Source organism: Flavobacterium sp., from assembly GCF_043780635.1.
Classification (GTDB): Bacteria; Bacteroidota; Bacteroidia; order Flavobacteriales; family Flavobacteriaceae; genus Flavobacterium.
Window position 1 is genome coordinate 1 of the sequence record NZ_JAYWCK010000118.1, and the last position, 21,774, is coordinate 21,774.

The following is a 21,774-nucleotide window of genomic DNA, read 5'->3' on the forward strand; positions in this document are numbered from 1 at the left end:
TGAAGAGAAATATGAAAGCAGAAATGTTTGGACTGGATATTTAATAACATTAATATCAATTGGGATTATTGTCTATTTTTTGGTAAAAAATGAAATATAAATATAGTGCCATTGATTAAAAAAAATCCCGTTCTGATTTCTCAAAACGGGATTTTATATATAAATTAAAAAGCTATTACGCTAGCATCGTCACTGGGTTTTCAATATATTGTTTCAAAGTTTGCAAGAACTGTGCTCCTGTTGCACCATCGATAGTTCTGTGATCGCAAGCTAAAGATAACATCATTGTGTTTCCTACCACGATTTGTCCATTTTTCACCACTGGCTTTTCTACAATTGCTCCTACGGATAGGATGGCAGAATTCGGTTGGTTAATGATAGAATTGAATTCGGTTATTCCAAACATTCCAAGGTTGGAAATCGTGAAAGTACTTCCTTCCATTTCGGTAGGTAATAATTTTTTGTTTTTCGCTCTTCCTGCAAGGTCTCTTACGTTTGCTCCAATTTGAGATAAACTCATTCCGTCAGTAAAAGGCAATACGGGAACAACTAATCCGTCTTCAACAGCAACAGCAACGCCAATATTCACGTGATAGTTGATGGTAATTGCATCTTCTTTCCATTGTGAATTTATTTTTGGGTGTTTTTTCAAAGCCATTGCACATGCTTTAATCACCATATCGTTAAAAGATACTTTGGTATCCGGAACGCTATTGATAATTGCTCTTGATTTCATTGCTTCGTCCATTGTTACCTCAATAACCAAGTTGTAATGTGGTGCAGTGAATAGAGATTCAGCCAATCGTTTCGCAATGATTTTACGCATTTGCGAGTTCTTTATTTCTTCTGTAGCAATTTGCCCAGCTGGAACATAAGGTTTTGCAACTGTTGTCGGTTGTGAGTTGTCGGTTGTCGGTTGAGCAATTTGACTTGGTGCAGCTGCTACTGTTGGAGTGAAGTTCTCCACATCACTTTTAGTGATACGTCCGTTTTCACCTGAACCTTTTACTTGTGATAGTTGGATTCCTTTTTCGCTGGCAATTTTCTTAGCCAATGGCGAAGCTAAAACACGTTGTCCGTCAGCAGATGCTTCTTGAACAATTGGCGCAACATCTCTAGCTGGTGCCGATTTTGCTTCTTCGGTTGCTACTGCAGCAGTTTCCCCTTTAGGGGTTAGGGGGTTATAATTTTCGGCAATGCCGCTAATGTCTGTTCCTTCTGGTCCAATGATAGCCAATAGGCTGTCAACAGGAGCCGATTGTCCTTCTTGAATTCCGATGTATAATAAAGTTCCTTCGTTGAAAGATTCGAATTCCATTGTTGCTTTATCGGTTTCGATTTCAGCAAGAATGTCACCTTCAGCAACATTATCACCTACTTTTTTCAACCAGGTTGCTACGGTTCCTTCGGTCATCGTGTCGCTCAAACGAGGCATTGTAACTACAATAACTCCTTTTGGCAAACTTGCTGATGCTGCAACTGCAGTTTCTTCTTTTTTAACTTCTGTTACTGCTGGAGCTTCTTCTTTTGCTGGAGCTACAACAGGTTTTGCTGCTAATAAAGCTGAAATATCTTCGCCTTCATTTCCTATAATTGCCAATAAAGTATCTACTGGTGCAGTTTCTCCGGCTTGAATGCCAATGTGTAAAAGCGTTCCTTCATTGAAGGATTCAAATTCCATTGTTGCTTTGTCCGTTTCAATTTCGGCAAGAATATCGCCTTCACTGACTTTGTCGCCTACTTTTTTTAACCAAGCTGCTACCGTTCCTTCCGTCATAGTATCGCTCAAACGAGGCATGTTAATTACTGTTGCCATAATTGATTATAGTTTATGAGGTAAAAATGGATAGTTTTCTTGGGCGTAAACCACGTCATATAGTTGTTGAATTTCCGGATATGGAGATTCTTCAGAAAATTTTACGCATTCTTCGATTAAATCTTTTACTTTTTGGTCGATTGCTTCAATTTCTTTCTCGGTAGCGTATTTTTGATCTTTAATTACATCTAAAACTTGAGTAATTGGGTCGATTTTTTTGTATTCTTCTACTTCTTCTTTCGAACGGTATAGTTGTGCATCTGACATAGAGTGTCCTCTATAACGATACGTTTTCATTTCAAGAAAAGTTGGTCCGCCACCGCTGCGTGCTCTTTCGATAGCTTCAGTCATTGCTTCGGCAACTTTTACAGGATTCATTCCGTCTACTGGTCCGCAAGGCATTTCGTATCCTAAACCTAGTTTCCAAATATCTGGATGATTTGCGGTTCTTTCGACAGAAGTTCCCATTGCATAACCGTTATTTTCAACAATAAAAACTACTGGAAGATTCCAAAGCATAGCCATATTAAAAGCTTCGTGTAATGAACCTTGTCTAGAGGCACCATCGCCAAAATAGGTCAATGTTACTCCGCCAGTATTATTGTATTTGTCTCCAAAAGCAATTCCGGCACCAATAGGAATTTGTCCACCCACGATTCCGTGACCACCATAAAATCCGTGTTCTTTTGAGAAAATGTGCATAGAACCACCCATTCCTTTTGAGGTTCCGGTAACTTTCCCCATAAGTTCAGCCATAACACGTCTTGGATCAACACCCATTCCAATAGGTTGAACGTGATTTCTGTATGCAGTAATCATTTTGTCTTTAGTCAAGTCCATAGCGTGCAATGCTCCTGCTAAAACGGCTTCCTGACCATTATATAAGTGTAAAAAGCCTCTAATTTTTTGTTGAATGTATAGTGCTGCAAGTTTGTCTTCAAACTTTCTCCAAAGCAGCATGTCTTCATACCACTTTAAATAAACTTCTTTTGTAACTTCTTTCATGTCTTTTTTATTTTTTTGCTAAAGGGTTGTTGTGTTGGGTATTTTATATCCGACTCATGCAAAAATAGTTTCCTCACCCCAAATTTGCAAGTTGCAAAAATAAGACATTCCGAGTAAGCATTAAAATTTAAAAGGTAATTTTTGGTTTTTTTTATAAGAAGCGCTTATCAAACATAAATGGAAGCAGGTTTTTTAGCGAATCCGATTTGTAAATAACACCTATTTCGCCCATAAAATAAATCTCGATTGGGGTTTCTTGTTTGATTTCATATTCGGCGATAGATTGCCTGCAAGAACCGCAAGGAGGTATAGGAGCAGTGGTTTGATTTGTATCTGAAGCTGCTGTAATGGCCATTTTTAAAATTTTTGCTTCTGGATAAATTGAACCCGCTTGAAAAACAGCAACGCGCTCAGCACAAAGCCCTGAAGGATAAGCAGCGTTTTCCTGGTTTGAACCTAAAACTATTTTTCCGTTATCTAATAAAAGTGCAGCACCAACTCTAAACTTTGAGTACGGAGCATAAGCCTTTTTTCTAACCTCCACAGCTTGTACCATTAGATTTTGAACGTCGCTTGGTAATTCCTGAACCGATTCGAAAACGGAAAATTGGGTTGAAATAATGATGTCTTTCATTCTTTATATTGGAAAAAAAATCCAAATTTCATTGAAATTTGGATTTTAAGTTATTTTATTAATTGGCTAATATTCATCGTATTTATCACCGAAATTAAATGTAAGTGAGAATCGTAAGGTGTTTTCCAAAGGGTTTTTGACCTTAGATGTCGAAAATAAATAAGAAACATCCACTTTGACTACATTATATTTGAAACCCGCACCAAGGGAGAAAAATTGTCTGGCACCTTTATCAGGGTTTTCATGAAAATAACCCATACGCATCGAAAAGGAGTCTTGGTATAAATATTCAGCACCTACTGAATAAGTAACTTCTTTCATCTCTTCGCTGAAACCTCCCGGCGCATCTGAGAATGATTGAGTTACGCCTTGAAACCAGCCAATAGATTGATAATCTTGATTATTTTGAGATCTTTCAGCAGAAGTGATTGTTCCGTCTCCGTTCAAATCTGGGTTTTGAGGTGTTGGCACTAATAATTTGGCTAGCTCAACATTTACTGCGACCTTGTTGTAATCATCAAGGATAAAATCAAAACCAGCTCCTGCTTTTAAATTGGCAGGCAAAAAGTTGCTGCTAAATTCGGTGTTGTCATAGCTAATTTTTGGGCCTAAATTTTGAATGTTAAAACCCGCTCTCAATCTTCCGTTGAATTCGTTGAAGGCAATTTCTTCTGATTGATAAAATCCTGCTACATCAACGGCAAATGAACTTGCTGAAGAAGCATCACCAGTATCTGACGCTACTTTTAAATTAGAATTTATGTATCGTGCGGCAACTGCCATAGAGAATTTTTCGCTTAGTTTTAAGGAATATGATCCGTCAAATGCAAATTCACTAGGTGAAACTACTCTTGGAATTTCATTTGGATCACCTGTTTCACGTAATTCGATATTCCCTAATCCGAAGAATCGAAAACTTCCTGCAAAAGCACTCTTTTCGTTCATTCTATTGTAGTAGTTGAGTTGTCCCAAAGAAATATCGTTTACCAAGTCAGTAAGATAGGGAGTGTAGCTTATAGAAAAACCTACTTTATCTAATGCGAAAGCATATTTTGCCGGATTCCATTGTTGAGAGAAAGCATCTGCAGACGAAGCAACGCCATTATCAGCCATACCTGCAGCTCTAGCATCAGCCGCAACTAATAAAAATGGGACTGCGGTTGTGATAACATTTTCTTGCGCTTTTGCAAACGAAATTATAAATAAACAGACAAAAAGTAAAAGTATTTTTTTCATTGATGTTTAGTATTAATTGGACAAATATAGTATTTTATTAAAGTATTACAAGTTTTTCAAATTTTTCAGTTTTCGAATTTGTTAAGTTCGATTTAACGGTCAGTTTATAAACATAAACTCCTTTCCCAATTTTATTTCCAAAATCATCTTTGCCGTCCCAAGTGATTTCTTTTGACAAAAATCCTTCAGTTGTAATTATTTGGTTTCGCGTCCAAACCACTTTTCCTGTTATGGTCATCACCTGAACCTGAACCTCTAAAGGTTCATAAGGTCTATTGTGCGAAAACCAAAACTCAGTATAATTGACAAATGGATTGGGATAATTCAAAACATGAGTCAATGTTATCGATTCGTTTCCTGCAACAATAAATTGTATTTCGGCAGTTATTGGATTGTTATAAACATCCCAAGCCTTGAACGTAATAGTATGCAAACCTACAGCTAAATTCCTGAACGGAAATCGAAGCGTTCCTTTGGTATAATCATCCAGATTTGTTTGGTAATAATCGTTTAAAATATAAGGATTATTAACATCACCGTCTAAAATTGCAACAATATCATGGCCTATTCCGCTAGCGGTATTGATACCACTTTCATCTTCAAGATTTGCTAATAAGAACGGAGAATCATTTGTTATACCACCCGAAACGAACGTTTCATCGTTCATATATAACTGCACTCTTGGACTAATATTGTCCATGACAGCATTTTCGTTTATTCCACCCACTTTTATACTGGTGTCATAACCCGCTTGGTTTTCAAAAAGTTGATTCTTTTTAGCATAAAAACTAATTTTTCCGTTAGCTAATGGTATTCGAATATCTCTTGGAACAATAAAACTAAATTCAAATTGCCCGTTTGTAACCGAAGCATTTCCTCTGAAGATGGTTTCTCCTAGAATATTAAAAGGTATTGGTGGGCTATATCCATCATTATTCAAAGTTGTTCTTGAGATAAACTTGTCGAATATAGTGGTCGAAAGTTCTCCGTTATAATTAGTTAACGGATTGTTATTTTCATCGGTTATTTCTCCTGATATTTTCATTTTTGCCAACGATTTGAAATCATCAAAAGGTTGTGAAACAGGAATGTCATTTACTTTTGTAAGCCTTATTTTTGGTTTTGCAATAGCAAGCATTATGGCTGGGTCGCCAATGTAAAACACGACATTAGTTGATGAATTTGGATTGCTGTTTTTTGCTAATCGTAATGATTCGGCTATTGAGTTGTATTGGTTAGAACCGTAGGAAAATAATTTTTCGGCTAGTTTATCATTAAAATTTTCGGCACTAAACTGTCCTATTTCACGAGTAGTTGTAATCATTGAGATGGCTCCGCCTTTTGGATTCCAATAAGTATATTCGCCAGCAGTAGGTCTAGATGGATTGTCGAATCGTGAAAAATCACAGGTTATGGTAATAAATAAAGGATATTTAAATTGATTGCTTAGATTTTGCCCATCGGATTTTTCCCAAATTCGTTCACTTGATAGACCGTCTTCACCACCATGACCTAAATAGTTAAAAACTAAAGCTCCTTTTTCGAAAGCACTGAATAAATCTGTTCTTGATTTAGGATATCTAGCTCCTCCAGCCGAAGCTTCCTGAACATAAGAGTCCAGCAATATTTTATTGACATTTAAAAATGGTTTTTCAAAAGTGATTTTATCCGCTAAAGTATTTTGTCTGTTTTGCAAGGTTACGTCTGATGCTTTATCAGAATCATCGCTAACCATCACATAATTATTTCTCCAACTTCCATATGATTTCACGTCGTGATATTCAATTACTTTGTTTACCATTTCATCCGCTTGTTCAGTATTGTCATTGATCATTCTTCCCATAGCGATGTCAATCCCTCCAAAAAAGGACCCGATATTTCCTTCGTTAGCACCCATCAAACCATAGAAATCATCAGAAGCAAAGGATGATTCTCCTAGAGTGTTGCTGTTTAATGCATGATAAATAGGAACAATATTAGTATTGTTTGGGATTCGGTTTTTATAATCATAGGAAGCGTCGCCAAAGAGATTTACATATTTTATTCTTTTTTCTGGCAGAGAAGCATTGTCATAAATATACTTTATACAATTTCTAATAGCGGCAATGTCCTGTTTGCCTGAAGAAAACTCTTGGTAGATTGTTTCAAGAGGAATTACTTTGACGTTTAGATTAGAATAGGAACGATGAAAATTGGCTAATTTATTGGCCTGATTCGCCAGAAAAGCTGGTGTAATAATTACATAGTCAATATCCTGAAATTGCCCTTGGGAGTTTTTAAAAAGTGTTCCTTTTAGATTTTGGTTGCTGATTTTTGGTTTGCTGCTTTTTAAAGGGATAAAATAATCTGAGGCATCAATTGCAACGTATTTTCTTAGTTCACCCAGATTTGCTTTAAAAGAAAATGATGCTTGATTTGAATTTTCGACTTTGGTTACATTATATATATCAGTTACATCCCAAACCTGAGAGATGCCGCTAGCATTCGAAACATCATAACTCACAATTCCCAAACTTGAATTTGCCAAATCATATTGAAACAAAAATTGTTTTCCGTAACCTTGAAGTTTTCTTTTGGCGATAAGCCTAATGTTATCAAGGTATCCTTTTGAGCCTGGGACACCATTATTATTATAGGATAGTTTTATTTTTATGCTTTCTGAACCTGGAAACGTTGCGTTACTTGGCAAAGCGCCTCCATTAAATTGAACGCCAGAGTTGACTGTAAGTGCCGGAAATGATATTGTTCCAACATCTTGCCCATTAGCTGACACTTTAAATGAGGTGGTAATATAAGCTGCCGAAGCTGCCGATATATTTAATTTTACAGGTGTTGCTGTATCTATATTAGGAAAACTAAAAGAAAATTCCTGATCTTGGTTGATGTCAAATAACTCGCCAAACCACTGTCGGCCAAGACGTCCAATATTTACCAAGTCTAATTCATGAAATTGATGGTCATCAAATGTGTTTAAATTTAAAGTACTGCTTCCGGTGGGTTGAACCATATTTGAGATTCTTTTCCCTTCATTTCCCTGTACAGTAACATAATAATAGGATTTTGTGTCATACAAATTATTGTTGGTTTGACTTTCTTCACTCCAAGTGTCAATACCTTCGGCGTAAAATAAAATGCAGTCTTCATCATTAAAAACACCGTCGCTTTCACCAATAATTTGGATTGTGTTTTCAGTTAAATCAGTAGGATAAAAGGTGCTGTTTGATAAAGGTAACATTCGTCCTCCATTTCCATATATTTTTATCTTTTTGGGGTCAATTCCACTTGTATTGAGGCCTAATTGCTGTAAAAAACTCTTAGAAACTTTATAAACACCTGATTTATCCACATAAAATTGATACCAATCCCCCGTTGCCAAAACAGAGTTTATTATGACGCCGGTTTTATTCGTTTGTGATATTCTTGAAGAACTGCTGCCACTTATAGAATAGGAAAAAGATTTAATTCGTTTATATCCAAATTCATCCTTTACTATTGGTGATAATACAAGAAAAACCTGTTTTATGTCTCTTGATTCATTTATTTTTAATGAAGCCGATGGGGTTTTTGGAATATTTGCTTGGTCTAAATCGCCTAATTGAGAAGTTGTTAATGACTCATAAACGACGTTTGTCACTTGAACGGTATTTCCGTCAAAAGAATTTGATTCTGTTAGGTTTAAAATGTAAAAAAGAGTCCTTTTAGAAGGTTCGTAATTATAGCTGTTGCCAACAAATTGTGGTACATTAATTTTGAAATCACCAAAAGACATTTCTTTCTTTTCAAGCCATTCAATGGTAATATCACCTTTAATTTGTGCAAAAGAAACAAAAGGAATCAGGGTTAAATAAACCAAAAGTATTTTTTTCATTGTTTTCTAAAACGGAATTTATAGCAAAATATTACGAGGAGTAAAAATATATCATTTAGTGTAATTTTAAATAATAAATAGTATAAATTTGCGTTTGGATTGAGTAATTTATATAGAAAACACAGTTCAATCTATTAAATAAAAAAAATGATGTTGTGGTTTAATGGTTAATTATTATATTGCACCACAGAAATTATCACCTACAAAAGAGTATGAAAGTAAACAAAATTATGGCCCTACGTTTGATTTTATCAATAATGTTGATTATTGGTTTTACTAGTTGTAGTAAAAAATCTAGTTCAAAAAATTCATCACAAGCTACAGGTTGGAACGTTGATAGTAAAAAAGGGTCTTCAAAAAATAAACAAGAAGCTGGACCTGGATTGGTTTTTGTCGAAGGCGGAACATTCACAATGGGAAAAGTTGAAGACGACGTAATGCACGATTGGAATAATACTCCAACTCAGCAACACGTGCAATCCTTTTATATGGATGAGACTGAAGTTACCAATAAAATGTATTTAGAATATTTAGACTGGGTTAAGAAAGTATTTCCACCAAGTGATGAAAACTACAAAAATATATATGAAGGTGCTTCTCCTGATACTTTAGTTTGGAGAGATCGATTGGGTTATAATGAAACTATGACCAATAATTATTTGAGACATCCTTCTTATGCTGGTTACCCTGTTGTGGGGGTAAATTGGATTCAGGCTGTTGAATTTAGCAAATGGAGAACTCAACGTGTGAATGAAGCTCTGTTGGAAAAAAATGGTTATCTTAAAAAGAATGCAAAAACATTAGACGTAACTGCCGAAAGTAATTTTGACACAGAAACCTATTTAAACTCTCCAACATTGTCATATGGAGGAAATGCAGAAATTGTATTGCCTGGAAAATATGCAGATAAAAAAGGAGGTAAAAAACCTACAAAAGCAGGAAAAGATGGTAAGGTAATTGAGCCAACCAATATTTATGCACAACGTTCTTCAGGGATTCTTCTTCCAGAATATAGACTTCCAACAGAGGCTGAATGGGAATATGCTGCTGCTGCTGATGTGGGGCAAAGAGAATATAATATATATAAAGGACAGAAAAAATATCCTTGGTCTGGAAGTTACACGCGTTCAGGAAAAAGACAAAGCAAAGGAGATCAATTAGCCAATTTCAAACAAGGAAATGGAGATTATGGTGGAATTGCAGGATGGTCTGATGATGGTGCGGATATTACCAATAAAGTGAAAAGCTATCCGGCAAATGATTTTGGATTGTATGATATGGCTGGAAACGTAGCTGAATGGGTTATGGACGTTTACAGACCAATTGTTGATAATGAAGCTAATGATTTTAATTATTTTAGAGGGAATCAATACACCAAAAATAAAATTGGAAAAGACGGTAAAGTTGAAATTGTAACTAAAGAAAATATTAAATACGACACTTTAAGTAACGGAAGAATAGTTGCAAGAGCCTTTCCTGGTCAAATTGCTCAAGTTCCAGTTGACGAAAAGGAAACATATTTGAGACAGAATTTCGATAAAAGTGACAACATCAATTACAGAGATGGTGACAAGCAATCAACAAGATATTTTAATTTTGGAGATTCAGAATCTGATACCAAAAAAGGAAAAGATGATAAGGTGATGTACAACGCTCCTAAACACAATGTTACTATAGATAGTTTAGGAAATATGGTTAGAAAATATGACAAAACAAATAAAAGAACCACTTTAATAAATGACAATGTGAGAGTTTATAAAGGGGGATCTTGGAGAGATAGGGCATATTGGTTAGACCCTGCTCAAAGAAGATATTTTCCGCAAGATATGGCTACTGATTATATTGGGTTTAGATGTGCAATGTCTAGAGTAGGTGCAAAATCTGATAAAAGAAAATCTGCAAGAAATTAATTTTTTAAATAATAGTAATAAAAGCCCTTTGATTAGGGCTTTTATTTTTTAAAATCGTTTTCGTATGGACATCGCATACATTCACAGTTTGTTTTTAAAATGTAAATCGGTTTCGATTGATACCCGAAAAATTGAGTCAAATTCATTGTTTGTCGCCATTAAAGGAGAGAACTTTGATGCTAATACATTTGCTAAAGACGCGTTCGAAAAAGGAGCCTCTTATGTGATAATTGATAATTACGACTATTTTATTGACCAAAGAACTATTTTGGTTCCAAATAGTTTGATAGCCTTGCAAGAATTGGCAAAGTTCCATCGTCAATATCTAAAATTACCCATAATTGCACTTACGGGTAGCAATGGGAAAACTACAACAAAAGAGTTAATAAATGTTGTCCTATCAAAAAAGTATACTACAAAAGCAACTGTTGGAAATTTAAACAATCATATTGGTGTTCCTTTGACATTATTATCTTTCGATAGTGAAACTGAGATTGGAATTGTTGAAATGGGAGCTAATCATAAAAAAGAAATAGAATTTCTTTGCGAATTGGCTAAACCGGATTATGGTTATATCACTAACTTTGGTAAAGCACACTTAGAAGGTTTTGGTGGAGTGGAAGGCGTTATAGAAGGAAAAAGCGAAATGTATAACTATCTTTCGCAAAATGATAAGCTAGCTTTTATTAGCCTTGAAGATAAAATTCAGGTCGAAAAATCAAAAACCTTGAAATCGTATTCATTTGGTATAAATAAGGAAAATGCAAATGTAAATATTAGTTCCATTGCAGCAAATCCATTTGTAGGAATTCGTTTTTCTAATCTTGTAATTCAAACACATTTAATTGGCTTGTATAATGCTAATAATATCAATGCGGCACTCACCGTTGGAAAATATTTTGGAGTGGAGGATATTGCCATAAAAGAGGCTTTGGAAAGTTATATTCCTGAAAATAATCGATCACAGCTTATAACCAAAGTGACAAATCAGATTATTCTGGATGCTTATAATGCCAATCCAAGTAGTATGGCTGTTGCAATCGAAAATTTCGTGCAATTAGATAACTCGAATAAGATAATGATTTTGGGGGATATGTTTGAGTTAGGAGAAGAAAGCCAGCAAGAACATAAAGCAATTGTAAATTTGGTTTTGGAAGAAAAAGATATTGTTTGCTACTTCATAGGAAAAGATTTTTATAACAATCGTATTGATAAAATAAAATTTTATTTTTATGAGACTTTTGATGCTTTTTCAGATTATTTAAAAGACATAAAAATCGAAAATAGCTCTATTCTCATAAAAGGTTCTAGAGGAATGGCTTTGGAAAGAACGTTGAACTTCTTATGATAGTAATATTTAATTTTTGCATTTAAAAAAAGGCTGTCTTTTAATGAAGAGTTAAGCATTCCTTATTGATATGAATGAAGAATCTATTAGAACATGTAGGTTCTTAAATTGATGACATAAGTAGAAAATGCTAAAAAAACATGATTCCGTTCATTATTAGAATTATTTAAAAAAAGGGAAATCAAAAACCTTTTAGTACTGATGTTGAAAATATAAATTCATAACTATATACTCTTGAATGGACACCTACCGATATAAAAATATTTATTGACAATCAACAATTTTTGCAATTTGCAAATTCAAATAAAGTGCCTTTTAATCATGATTTCTTTTTGTTATTTAATTGCGCAATAGGAGGAACTTATGGAGGATCAATAGATCCAAAATTTACAAGTTCAAAATTCGACATAGACTATGTTAGAGTATACCAAAATAAATAAAATGAAGAACATCCTATTCTTTATCTCAGCATTAACTATTTTTTGTTCCAATGCGCAAAATTTAAAGCTAATGACTTACAATATTCGTCTTGATGTAGTTGTTGACGGAGAAAACAATTGGACACATCGTAAAGATTTTTTTACGTCACAAATACAATTTTATGAACCAGACATTTTTGGAGTTCAGGAAGCAACTCCGAATCAAGTTGCCGATATTGCAAAGGCTCTTTCTCAATATTCATACATTGGTATTGGAAGAGACGGGATTGGCAAAGGAGAATCGTCTAATATTTATTATAAAAAAGATCGTTTTAAAGTATTGGAAATTAGCACTTTTTGGCTTTCAGAAACTCCGGACAAGGTTTCAAAAGGTTGGGATGCTGCCTTAAATAGAGTTTGTACTTATGGATTGTTTAAAGATTTGAAAACAAAAAAAACTTTTTGGGTTTTTAATACACATTTAGATCATTTGGGAGAATTGGCCAGAACAAATGGAATTTTGCTCATTCGTTTGAAAATAAAGGAATTGAATACTAAAAATTACACAGTGTTTTTTATGGGAGACTTAAATTCCAAACCCAAAGAAGACAGAATTATAGCCCTTAACAAAGAGATGAATGATTGTAGAAAAATCTCAGAAGAAAAGCCATTTGGACCATCTGGAACTTTCAACGGATTTAAGCACAATGAACCAGTAACTGAATTGATTGATTATATATTTATTTCTAAAAACAGCGAATTTAAAGTAAAGAAATTTGCGGTTTTAAGCGATTCAAAGGACTTAAAATATCCGTCAGACCATTTACCTGTATATGTTGAAATAGGATATTGATAACATAAAAAAAATGAAAACAAATATGAAATTTTTTCTTTTGGCAATTTTAACTAGCCTTATGTTAAAATGTTCCCCATCAAATGATGTACCCACAGCAACACCACCAGTTGTAACCATTACAAGCACCCCAGTAACAGAAGGGTATGATGTAATATTTACTTTAACTTTGAGTAAGCCAAGTACAGTAGCAACGACGGTTAATGTAGTAACAACATCAGGTACGGCTGGACCTGGAGATTACACCTCTTTGAACACAACAATAACGATAGCAGCCGGTCAAACATCAGGAATAGCAAATGTGATTACTTATAGTGATTCCTTGGCCGAAACTGCTGAAACATTTACATTAACAGGAATTGTAACTTCGAATAATACTTCTAATTTAGTGCCAATAGTTGCAACAGGAACAATATTCGATAATGGAATTGTTATAAGTGATATTGACTTTTGGTTAACCAAAGGCGATCAATCAGTGAAACTCCAAAAACAATCCTCGGTTTTAGTATTTGGAACTACTAATAATGGATACCAAAATATTGAAGTCAATGAAACTCAAACATTTCAATCAGTTGATGGTTTTGGTTTTACACTTACTGGAGGAAGTGCCCAAGTAATCAATCAATTAAGCACTGTCAAAAAACAGGAATTATTGCAGGAGTTATTTGGTTCAGGCACAAATTCAATAGGAATAAGTTATTTAAGGTTGAGTATTGCTGCATCTGATTTGAATGATGCTCCATTTTCTTATGATGATATGCCGACTGGACAAACGGATGTGAATCTGACCGGTTTTAGTTTGGCGTCAGATATGACAAATTTAATACCGCTTCTGAAACAAATTTTGGTAATAAATCCAAATATAAAAATAATGGCAACTCCTTGGTCTCCTCCTGTTTGGATGAAAGATAATAATAATTATATAGGTGGAAGCTTGCAACCTCAATACTACGGAGTTTATGCACAATATTTTGTAAAATATATCCAAAAAATGAAAGCTGAAGGGATTACAATTGATGCAATTTGCCCACAAAATGAACCCTTAAATCCAGGAAATAATCCAAGTATGGTGATGACTGCAGTTCAACAGGCAACATTCATAAAATATAATTTAGGACCAGATTTCCAAACAGCGGGCATTAGCACCAAAATTATTATTTATGATCATAATTGTGACAGACCGGATTATCCATTAACAATATTAAATGATGCTACTGCAAACCCTTATGTAGATGGTTCCGCATTTCATTTATACGGTGGAGACATTAGTGCTTTATCAACTGTTCACAATGCATTCCCAAATAAAAACGTCTATTTTACAGAACAATGGACTTCATCTGATGGCAGTTTTTCGGGAGATCTTAAATGGCATTTAAAAAATGTTGTGATTGGATCTATGCGCAATTGGAGTAAAAATGCACTTGAATGGAATTTAGCCAATAATACTTCTTATGGCCCTCATACTTCGGGAGGCTGTAGCCAATGCAAAGGAGCTGTAACCATAACTGGCGCGGATAGTTTTACAAGAAATGTTGGTTATTATATTATTGCTCACGCTTCAAAATTTGTTCCGACAGGATCAGTCAGAATAGCAAGTAATACAAGTGGAAATTTGAGTGACGTGGCATTTAAAACTCCCAGTGGAAAAATAGTCTTAATTGTTGAAAATGATGGAAATTCCTCAGAGATATTCAACATAAAATATAATGGTAAATGGGTAACTACTTCTTTAGAAAGTGGTGCTGTAGGGACTTATATATGGTAAATTGATAAAAAAAATGAACCAAACAACCTAATATTATGCAAACAAGAAAAAGTTCAGTAACACTAATTGCACTAGTAGTAGTAATGGGAAGCTGAATAGTATGAGATTTTGACCCAACATTAACTTCTTAAAAATTTATATTTGATTATGTGAGGTTTTATGAACTAAAATACTTGCATATATTTTACAAAACAGAAAGAGAACTTCCTTAGATTATACACAATAAATTGGAAAATAAAATTAAACATATTTAGAACAATCTTAAAAATAAATAAATTATGAAGTCAACAATTATCGCACTAATTTTAGTGGTTACAACCAATGCCTTTTCTCAGCAAAAAAGCAAAACTTTGCCAAAACCTTTTTCTACAAAAGACAAAGTAGTTAGTGTTTTTACTTCTGCTGACAGCACTAATTTAAGATTGACAAATACTGATAATCTGAAATTCTCTGAATTAAAACAACCTCTGGAAACCCAGACTTGTATTTTCGTAAATCCAAGCAAGACTTTCCAGACATTTTTAGGAATTGGTGGGGCAATAACTGATGCCAGTGCAGAAGTTTTTGCGAAATTATCAAAAGACAAACAACAAGAATTGCTAAATGCTTATTTCAGTAAAGACAAAGGAATTGGCTATACGCTAATTAGAACCAACATCAATAGTTGTGATTTTAGCAGTGATATGTATACCTATGTAAACGAAGGCGATAGGGAATTGAAAACTTTCAGCATAAACCACGACAAACAATTCAAAATTCCTTTGATTAAAAAAGCGACGGAAACCGCAGGAGGGAAATTGACATTATTTGTCAGCCCTTGGAGTCCGCCAGCCTTTATGAAAGACAGTAAAAATATGCTAAAAGGCGGAAAATTATTACCTGAATATTATCAGCCTTGGGCAAATTATTATGTAAAATTTATAAATGCATACCAAAAAGAAGGAATTCCAGTTTGGGGATTAACCATTCAAAACGAGCCAATGGCAACTCAAAAATGGGAATCGTGTATTTACACAGCCGAAGAGGAACGTGATTTTTTGAAAAATTATCTGGGACCAACATTAAATAAAGCAGGACTTGGCGACAAAAAAATTTCCGTTTGGGATCATAACAGAGATTTATTAACTCAGAGAGCAAGCACAATTCTTGACGATCCCGAAGCTAGTAAATATGTTTGGGGAATTGGATTTCATTGGTACGAAAGCTGGAGCGGTGGGAAGCAAATGTTTGAAAATGTGGGTAAAGTTAACGAAATGTATCCTAACAAAAACTTACTTTTTACTGAAGGTTGTGTAGAAAGCTTTAATGCGGAAAAATATCAACTTTGGAAAAACGGTCAACGCTACGGAGAATCAATGATTAACGATTTCAATAATGGAACTGTTGCCTGGACAGATTGGAACATCCTTTTAGATGAAAACGGAGGACCAAATCACGTTGGAAATTTTTGTTTTGCACCCATTCACGGTGACACAAAAACGGGTGAATTAATTTACACACCTTCGTACTATTTCATTGGACATTTTTCAAAATTTATTGGCAAAAATGCCAAAAGAGTAAGTAGTGTTTCCAGTCGTAGTACTTTAATAACTACCTCTTTTATGAACCAAGATGGGAAAGTGGTTACCATTGTAATGAATCAAAGCGGCAAAAAAGTTACATATAATTTATGTGTGGGAACATCGGTGACCGAAGTTTCGATTTTGCCTCATGCTATTCAAACGCTAGTATATTAATAGTTAAATATTTTTATGAAAAATTATCTCTTATTGGTTTTTGTTTTACTTACATTTTCAACTTTCGGACAAGGCTATTTGCATAGAAATGGGCAAAATATTGAAGATGGAAACGGAAAAAATGTTGTGCTAAGAGGATTAGGTGTAGGAGGCTGGATGATTCAGGAAGGCTATATGCTTAAAACTGGAAATATTGCCGGTCCGCAGCATATTATCAAGCAAAAAATCACTGATTTAATTGGAGAAGAAAATACGAAAAACTTCTACAAAACCTATAAATTAAACGGAATTACCAAAAAAGATATAGATTTGCTTGCCACTTGGGGATTCAATTCCATTCGGTTGCCAATGCATTATAATCTCTACACTTTACCAATTGAACAAGAAACCATTTTGGGCGAAAATACCTGGCTAGAAGAAGGTTTCAAAATGACGGATGATTTACTGAATTGGTGTGCTGCCAATAAAATATATCTAATTTTAGATTTACACGCAGCTCCAGGAGGTCAAGGTCACGACGCCAATATCTCAGATTACGACACTTCAAAACCATCACTTTGGGAAAGTGAAGCCAATCAGAATAAGACAGTGGCTTTATGGAAAAAGTTGGCATCTCGATATAAAGACAGCCCGTGGATAGGAGGTTATGACATCATCAATGAACCCAATTGGAACTTCGACGGAAAGAATGTCAATGGTTGTGACGAAACCTTGAACATTCCTTTAAGAAATCTAGAAATTAGAATTACAAAAGCCATTAGAGAAGTCGATACGAATCATTTAGTCATTATCGAAGGCAATTGTTGGGGAAATAATTACAATGGAATTTTTCCGCTTTGGGATGATAATATGGCATTGAGTTTTCATAAATATTGGAATCCAAATAATGTAGAATCTATTCAAAAATTTTTAGATTATAGAACAAAATACAACGTTCCCATTTGGTTGGGAGAAACAGGGGAAAATTCTAATGTTTGGTTCAAAGAAGTAGTTTCTTTAGCGGAATCCAATAATATTGGTTGGACTTTTTGGCCGATGAAAAAAATTGACAACATCGCCGGCGTCACTTCAGTTTCAATAACACCTGAATACGAGTATTTGCTTCAGTATTGGGGAAAAGGAGGGGAAAAACCTTCGGTTGCTTTTGCAAAATCAACTTTAACGCAAATTGCCGAAAATTACAAATTGGAGAATGTAACCATAAAACATGATGTTATTGATGCGATGTTCCGCCAATATAAAACCACCGACACTAAAGTGTATAAAACACATTCCTTGCCAGGAAAAGTCTTTGCAACGGAATATGATTTAGGACAAAATAAATTTGCCTATTTTGATAAAGACGTGGTGAATTATAATGGAACGCAATTTACACCTTGGAACAAAGGCGGCTCGATGCGAAACGACGGTGTCGATATTGAAAAGTGTAATGATAAAATCACTAACGGGTTCAATGTGTGTTTTATTGATGACACTGAATGGTTACAATACACTTTTGAATTGAGTGCTAAAAAAGTTTTCGATGTTGATATTCGGTATTCAAGTCAAGTTTCAGGAGGAAAACTTTATTTGGAAGGTGAATCGGGTAGAATATCCCAAACCATAACGCTTCCATCTTCAGGAGGTACAAATACTTGGAAAACGATAACTTTAAAAAATGTGACTTTAAAAAAAGGAACAAATAAAATTAAAGTCCATTTTGAAAAAGGCAATTTTAATTTAAATTTTTTGGAATTCAAAAAGACTAAAACTTTGGTAAAGAAATAAATTAATTACTCTATATTTTAAGAGTGGAAGATATGTATGGCATCCAAAATATGAAAATTTTTAAGAAATAGAAAAGATTTAAATGGTATTTTTACAGAGGATTAAATTTGCTCTATTTATTTAATAGACGAAAGATTCAATTACTAATAATACTTTTTTAAATATCTAAAAAATGTCTAAAATTTTCCTCTATATTTTATTCCTTTTTCCTCTTTTTGTTTTTTCCCAAGAACTAATTACCAATGTTCCAAATCGAACTACAACTTCCTTAAACGGAGAATGGAATTATATCGTAGATTCATACGAGACCGGTTATTACAGTTTTCATCGTGATGTCTATGACCAACAAAAAGGTGTTCAAAATGCCGCTTATTACAGCAATTACCACGCAAAAAACAAACAAGAATTGGTAGAATACGATTTTGATAAATCGCCCACAATGACCATTCCTGGCGATTGGAATTCGCAAAAAGAGAATCTTTTTTATTATGAAGGAACGGTCTGGTTCAAGAAATCTTTTGATTATGATGTGAAAGATAACAAACGTCTTTTCGTTTATTTTGGAGCTGCTAATTATAAAGCTGAGGTATATCTCAACGGAAAAAAACTTGGTATTCACGAAGGTGGTTTCACTCCATTTAATTTTGATGTTTCCTCGATTATCAAATCAAAAGATAATTTTTTGGTGGTTAAAGTAGATAATGTTCGTCGCAAGGAAGCAGTGCCAACATTGAACACCGATTGGTTTAATTATGGCGGAATCACACGCGATGTTTTGTTGATCGAAGAACCAAAATCATTCATTCAGGATTACACCATCCAACTCAAAAAAGGAGAAAAAAATACGATTTCCGGCTTTGTAAAAATCAATAGCTTCGATGAAAGCACTGAATTTGTAATCATCAAAATCCCGGAACTTAAAATTAATTACAAAGGAAAAATTGATACTGATGGAAAAATAAATTTCGAAATTACCAATAAAAAAATTCAATATTGGTCACCAGAAAAGCCAAAATTATACAATGTTTTTGTGGAATATAACACCCAAATTATCAAAGACAATATTGGTTTTAGAACCATAGAAACTCAAAACTCCAAAATCATTTTGAACGGCAAACCTATTTTTCTGCGCGGCATTTCCATTCACGAAGAAAACGCTATAGGTGGACGAGCTAACTCAGAAGCCGATGCAATTCGATTATTAACTTGGGCGAAAGAATTGGGTTGCAATTATGTTCGATTGGCTCATTATCCTCATAACGAAAATATGGTGCGATTGGCTGATAAAATCGGCTTGATGGTTTGGGAGGAAATTCCGGTGTATTGGACGGTTGATTTTACCAATCCAGAAACTTATAAAAATGCAGAAAATCAATTGGTAGAAATGATAAGTCGTGACAAAAATAGGTGCTCCACGATTATTTGGTCTATGGCAAATGAAACACCGATTTCGGATGCACGGAATGCTTTTATTAATAATTTGAATGCGAAAGCAAGAACTTTGGACAACACCCGATTGATAAGCGCCGCATTGCTGACCAAAAGCGAAAAGTTGAATAGTTATGTTGACGACGCCATTGCCGAAAAGCTTGATATTGTTGCTTTCAACGAATACTTGGGTTGGTATGGAGGAAATTTGGAAGATGCCGAAAAGATTAAATGGACATCAAAATACAATAAGCCGGTTGTGGTTTCAGAATTTGGAGGAGATGCCAAACAGGGTTTACACGGAGAAATAAACGAACGTTGGACAGAAGAATTTCAAGAATATTTATACATTCAAAACTTGAAAATGATTGAAAAAATACCGAATATTTCTGGTTTGAGTCCTTGGATTTTGGTTGATTTTCGTTCACCACGAAGATTACTTCCCGGTATTCAGGACGGATACAACAGAAAAGGATTAATTTCAAATGATGGTATTAAAAAGAAAGCTTTTTTTGTATTAAAAGATTTTTACGAAAAATATAAACCAGCAAAATAATCGAAGATTTGATGTTTTAAAACAAACTAAATGAATTCTAATTTAAAATTTTTTAAAGCAATTATTTACTTGCAAATGTTGTTTTTTATTGGAAACGTCTTTGCGCAAAACCCTCCTTTTTGGGATGACATTCAAGCCTTCAAAAAGCAGGATAGTATTGCAATGCCAACTCATTATAAAACACTTTTTATAGGAAGTTCTTCTTTTACAAAGTGGAAAACATTGGAGCATGATTTACCTGAATATGCGCCGCTTAATCGTGCTTTTGGTGGATCAACTTTGCCTGATGTAATTCGGTATCGTAAGGATGTTATTGATAAATACAATCCCGAAAGAATCGTTATTTACTGTGGTGAAAATGATATTGCTTCATCAGATGCCGTGACGGGAAAAATTGTTTTGGAAAGATTTAGGTTGCTTTATAAACATATTAGAGAAAAATTCCCCACAATAGATATCTATTATATTTCATTAAAACCTTGTCCTTTAAGATGGGAGATGAGAAAAAGAATGTTGGATGCCAATTATCGTATTGCCGATTTTTGTAAAAAACAAAAGCATACTTATTTTATTAGTATTTGGAACCAAATGCTTGAACATTCGAAACCAAATCCATCGTTATTTATTGAAGATAGTTTGCATATGAATAAAAAAGGATACAAAATTTGGATGACGGAAATAAGAAAGAAAGTAAAAAATTAATTACTTTCTTCTCAGTATAAGAAATAAAAAAAACTCCATTATCCCTAATGAAGTTTTTTGTGGGCGATGATAGCTTGTCCCGATGCAATCGGGAGGTTCGAACCCCCGACCACTTCCGATAAAAATCGGAATGCTCTGAACCAACTAAGCTAATCTATTTTAGAAATCAACTCCTGAATTTTAATTCTGCTTTTCCAAGATTTAATTTTCAATTCTCTATGTTGTGCCTGTGCTTTTGTTTCGTAAATTTCTTTATAAACAACTTTCCAATCATTTACACTTCCTGTATAACCTTTGCTTTTTTGATTATGCCGTAAAACCCTTTCTTCTACATTAGAAGTAAAATTAATATAAAACCGATTTTTAGTTTCGCTAAAAAGTATATAAACTATAAATTCCATAAAGTATAAAAATAAAAAAAACTCCATTATCTCTAATGAAGTTTTTGTGGGCGATGAGGGATTAGAACTTTCCTCGTAATGCGCTATTCTTTAGTATTATACAATTAAATTTAAAATTGGGTAACCGAATTTACCCCCTTTTTTATCGTTTGGACTTCCATTAACTTGTGAAGTATAAAAGTACACAATTAAATTGAGAAAACATAATTTAAAGTGTAAAGAATACCAAAAAATGAACTGGTTTTTGAACTAGTTGAGTATTCTCGGGAATTATATTTTCCGTTTTGTGGTTCCTCCTTTTCATCCAAAAATTAGCGGTTCTACTTGTTC

14 protein-coding genes are annotated in these 21,774 nt (G+C 34.1%); 8 read left to right on the forward strand and 6 right to left on the reverse strand.

Annotated features, from left to right (window positions below; all coding sequences use genetic code 11):
• Window positions 1-175: 175 nt before the first annotated feature.
• The 5 genes from ACH2BV_RS10470 to porU form a co-directional block, all read right to left on the reverse strand.
• Window positions 176-1,816, reverse strand: a complete 1,641-nt coding sequence (locus ACH2BV_RS10470; RefSeq protein WP_395050673.1) for a 2-oxo acid dehydrogenase subunit E2 — start codon at window positions 1,814-1,816, stop codon at window positions 176-178.
• A 6-nt stretch (window positions 1,817-1,822) separates the two neighbouring features.
• Complete coding sequence (pdhA, locus tag ACH2BV_RS10475) at window positions 1,823-2,821, reverse strand: pyruvate dehydrogenase (acetyl-transferring) E1 component subunit alpha (RefSeq protein WP_395050674.1); 999 nt, start codon at window positions 2,819-2,821, stop codon at window positions 1,823-1,825.
• 151 nt (window positions 2,822-2,972) lie between these two features.
• Window positions 2,973-3,455, reverse strand: coding sequence for a cytidine deaminase (gene cdd, locus ACH2BV_RS10480; protein ID WP_395050675.1), 483 nt, complete (start codon window positions 3,453-3,455; stop codon window positions 2,973-2,975).
• Window positions 3,456-3,521: 66 nt separating this feature from the next.
• Window positions 3,522-4,691, reverse strand: a complete 1,170-nt coding sequence (gene porV / locus ACH2BV_RS10485) for a type IX secretion system outer membrane channel protein PorV (protein WP_395050676.1) — start codon at window positions 4,689-4,691, stop codon at window positions 3,522-3,524.
• A gap of 37 nt (window positions 4,692-4,728) precedes the next feature.
• Window positions 4,729-8,559 (reverse strand): type IX secretion system sortase PorU, encoded by a 3,831-nt coding sequence (gene porU, locus ACH2BV_RS10490; RefSeq protein WP_395050677.1) that lies wholly within the window; start codon window positions 8,557-8,559, stop codon window positions 4,729-4,731.
• 212 nt (window positions 8,560-8,771) lie between these two features.
• Here porU and gldJ point away from each other — a divergent pair, with 212 nt between their 5' ends.
• From gldJ to ACH2BV_RS10530, 8 genes are all read left to right on the forward strand, one after another.
• Window positions 8,772-10,469, forward strand: a complete 1,698-nt coding sequence (gene gldJ / locus ACH2BV_RS10495) for a gliding motility lipoprotein GldJ (RefSeq protein ID WP_395050678.1) — start codon at window positions 8,772-8,774, stop codon at window positions 10,467-10,469.
• A gap of 64 nt (window positions 10,470-10,533) precedes the next feature.
• Window positions 10,534-11,817 (forward strand): UDP-N-acetylmuramoyl-tripeptide--D-alanyl-D-alanine ligase, encoded by a 1,284-nt coding sequence (gene murF / locus ACH2BV_RS10500; protein ID WP_395050679.1) that lies wholly within the window; start codon window positions 10,534-10,536, stop codon window positions 11,815-11,817.
• A 441-nt stretch (window positions 11,818-12,258) separates the two neighbouring features.
• Window positions 12,259-13,089, forward strand: coding sequence for an endonuclease/exonuclease/phosphatase family protein (locus ACH2BV_RS10505; protein WP_395050680.1), 831 nt, complete (start codon window positions 12,259-12,261; stop codon window positions 13,087-13,089).
• A gap of 61 nt (window positions 13,090-13,150) precedes the next feature.
• Window positions 13,151-14,854, forward strand: coding sequence for a glycoside hydrolase family 30 beta sandwich domain-containing protein (locus ACH2BV_RS10510; protein ID WP_395050681.1), 1,704 nt, complete (start codon window positions 13,151-13,153; stop codon window positions 14,852-14,854).
• A 278-nt stretch (window positions 14,855-15,132) separates the two neighbouring features.
• A complete protein-coding gene (locus tag ACH2BV_RS10515; protein ID WP_395050682.1) occupies window positions 15,133-16,590 on the forward strand; it encodes a glycoside hydrolase family 30 beta sandwich domain-containing protein in 1,458 nt (485 codons plus the stop codon).
• Window positions 16,591-16,605: 15 nt separating this feature from the next.
• A complete protein-coding gene (locus ACH2BV_RS10520; RefSeq protein ID WP_395050683.1) occupies window positions 16,606-18,357 on the forward strand; it encodes a cellulase family glycosylhydrolase in 1,752 nt (583 codons plus the stop codon).
• 172 nt (window positions 18,358-18,529) lie between these two features.
• Window positions 18,530-20,341 (forward strand): glycoside hydrolase family 2 protein, encoded by a 1,812-nt coding sequence (locus ACH2BV_RS10525; protein ID WP_395050684.1) that lies wholly within the window; start codon window positions 18,530-18,532, stop codon window positions 20,339-20,341.
• A gap of 30 nt (window positions 20,342-20,371) precedes the next feature.
• A complete protein-coding gene (locus tag ACH2BV_RS10530; protein ID WP_395050685.1) occupies window positions 20,372-21,043 on the forward strand; it encodes a GDSL-type esterase/lipase family protein in 672 nt (223 codons plus the stop codon).
• 149 nt (window positions 21,044-21,192) lie between these two features.
• Here the strand turns inward: ACH2BV_RS10530 and ACH2BV_RS10535 are convergent, their stop codons facing one another.
• Window positions 21,193-21,444, reverse strand: coding sequence for a GIY-YIG nuclease family protein (locus tag ACH2BV_RS10535; RefSeq protein WP_395050686.1), 252 nt, complete (start codon window positions 21,442-21,444; stop codon window positions 21,193-21,195).
• Window positions 21,445-21,774 lie beyond the last annotated feature (330 nt).

Excerpts from the sequence above, each read along its gene's own strand:
- porU (WP_395050677.1), bottom strand. The coding sequence starts at position 8,559 with ATGAAAAAAATACTTTTGGTTTATTTAACCCTGATTCCTTTTGTTTCT.
- cdd (WP_395050675.1), bottom strand. The coding sequence starts at position 3,455 with ATGAAAGACATCATTATTTCAACCCAATTTTCCGTTTTCGAATCGGTT.
- ACH2BV_RS10515 (WP_395050682.1), top strand. The coding sequence starts at position 15,133 with ATGAAGTCAACAATTATCGCACTAATTTTAGTGGTTACAACCAATGCC.
- ACH2BV_RS10510 (WP_395050681.1), top strand. The coding sequence starts at position 13,151 with ATGTTAAAATGTTCCCCATCAAATGATGTACCCACAGCAACACCACCA.
- murF (WP_395050679.1), top strand. The coding sequence starts at position 10,534 with ATGGACATCGCATACATTCACAGTTTGTTTTTAAAATGTAAATCGGTT.
- ACH2BV_RS10520 (WP_395050683.1), top strand. The coding sequence starts at position 16,606 with ATGAAAAATTATCTCTTATTGGTTTTTGTTTTACTTACATTTTCAACT.
- gldJ (WP_395050678.1), top strand. The coding sequence starts at position 8,772 with ATGAAAGTAAACAAAATTATGGCCCTACGTTTGATTTTATCAATAATG.
- ACH2BV_RS10505 (WP_395050680.1), top strand. The coding sequence starts at position 12,259 with ATGAAGAACATCCTATTCTTTATCTCAGCATTAACTATTTTTTGTTCC.
- ACH2BV_RS10470 (WP_395050673.1), bottom strand. The coding sequence starts at position 1,816 with ATGGCAACAGTAATTAACATGCCTCGTTTGAGCGATACTATGACGGAA.
- porV (WP_395050676.1), bottom strand. The coding sequence starts at position 4,691 with ATGAAAAAAATACTTTTACTTTTTGTCTGTTTATTTATAATTTCGTTT.
- ACH2BV_RS10530 (WP_395050685.1), top strand. The coding sequence starts at position 20,372 with ATGAATTCTAATTTAAAATTTTTTAAAGCAATTATTTACTTGCAAATG.
- ACH2BV_RS10535 (WP_395050686.1), bottom strand. The coding sequence starts at position 21,444 with ATGGAATTTATAGTTTATATACTTTTTAGCGAAACTAAAAATCGGTTT.
- ACH2BV_RS10525 (WP_395050684.1), top strand. The coding sequence starts at position 18,530 with ATGTCTAAAATTTTCCTCTATATTTTATTCCTTTTTCCTCTTTTTGTT.
- pdhA (WP_395050674.1), bottom strand. The coding sequence starts at position 2,821 with ATGAAAGAAGTTACAAAAGAAGTTTATTTAAAGTGGTATGAAGACATG.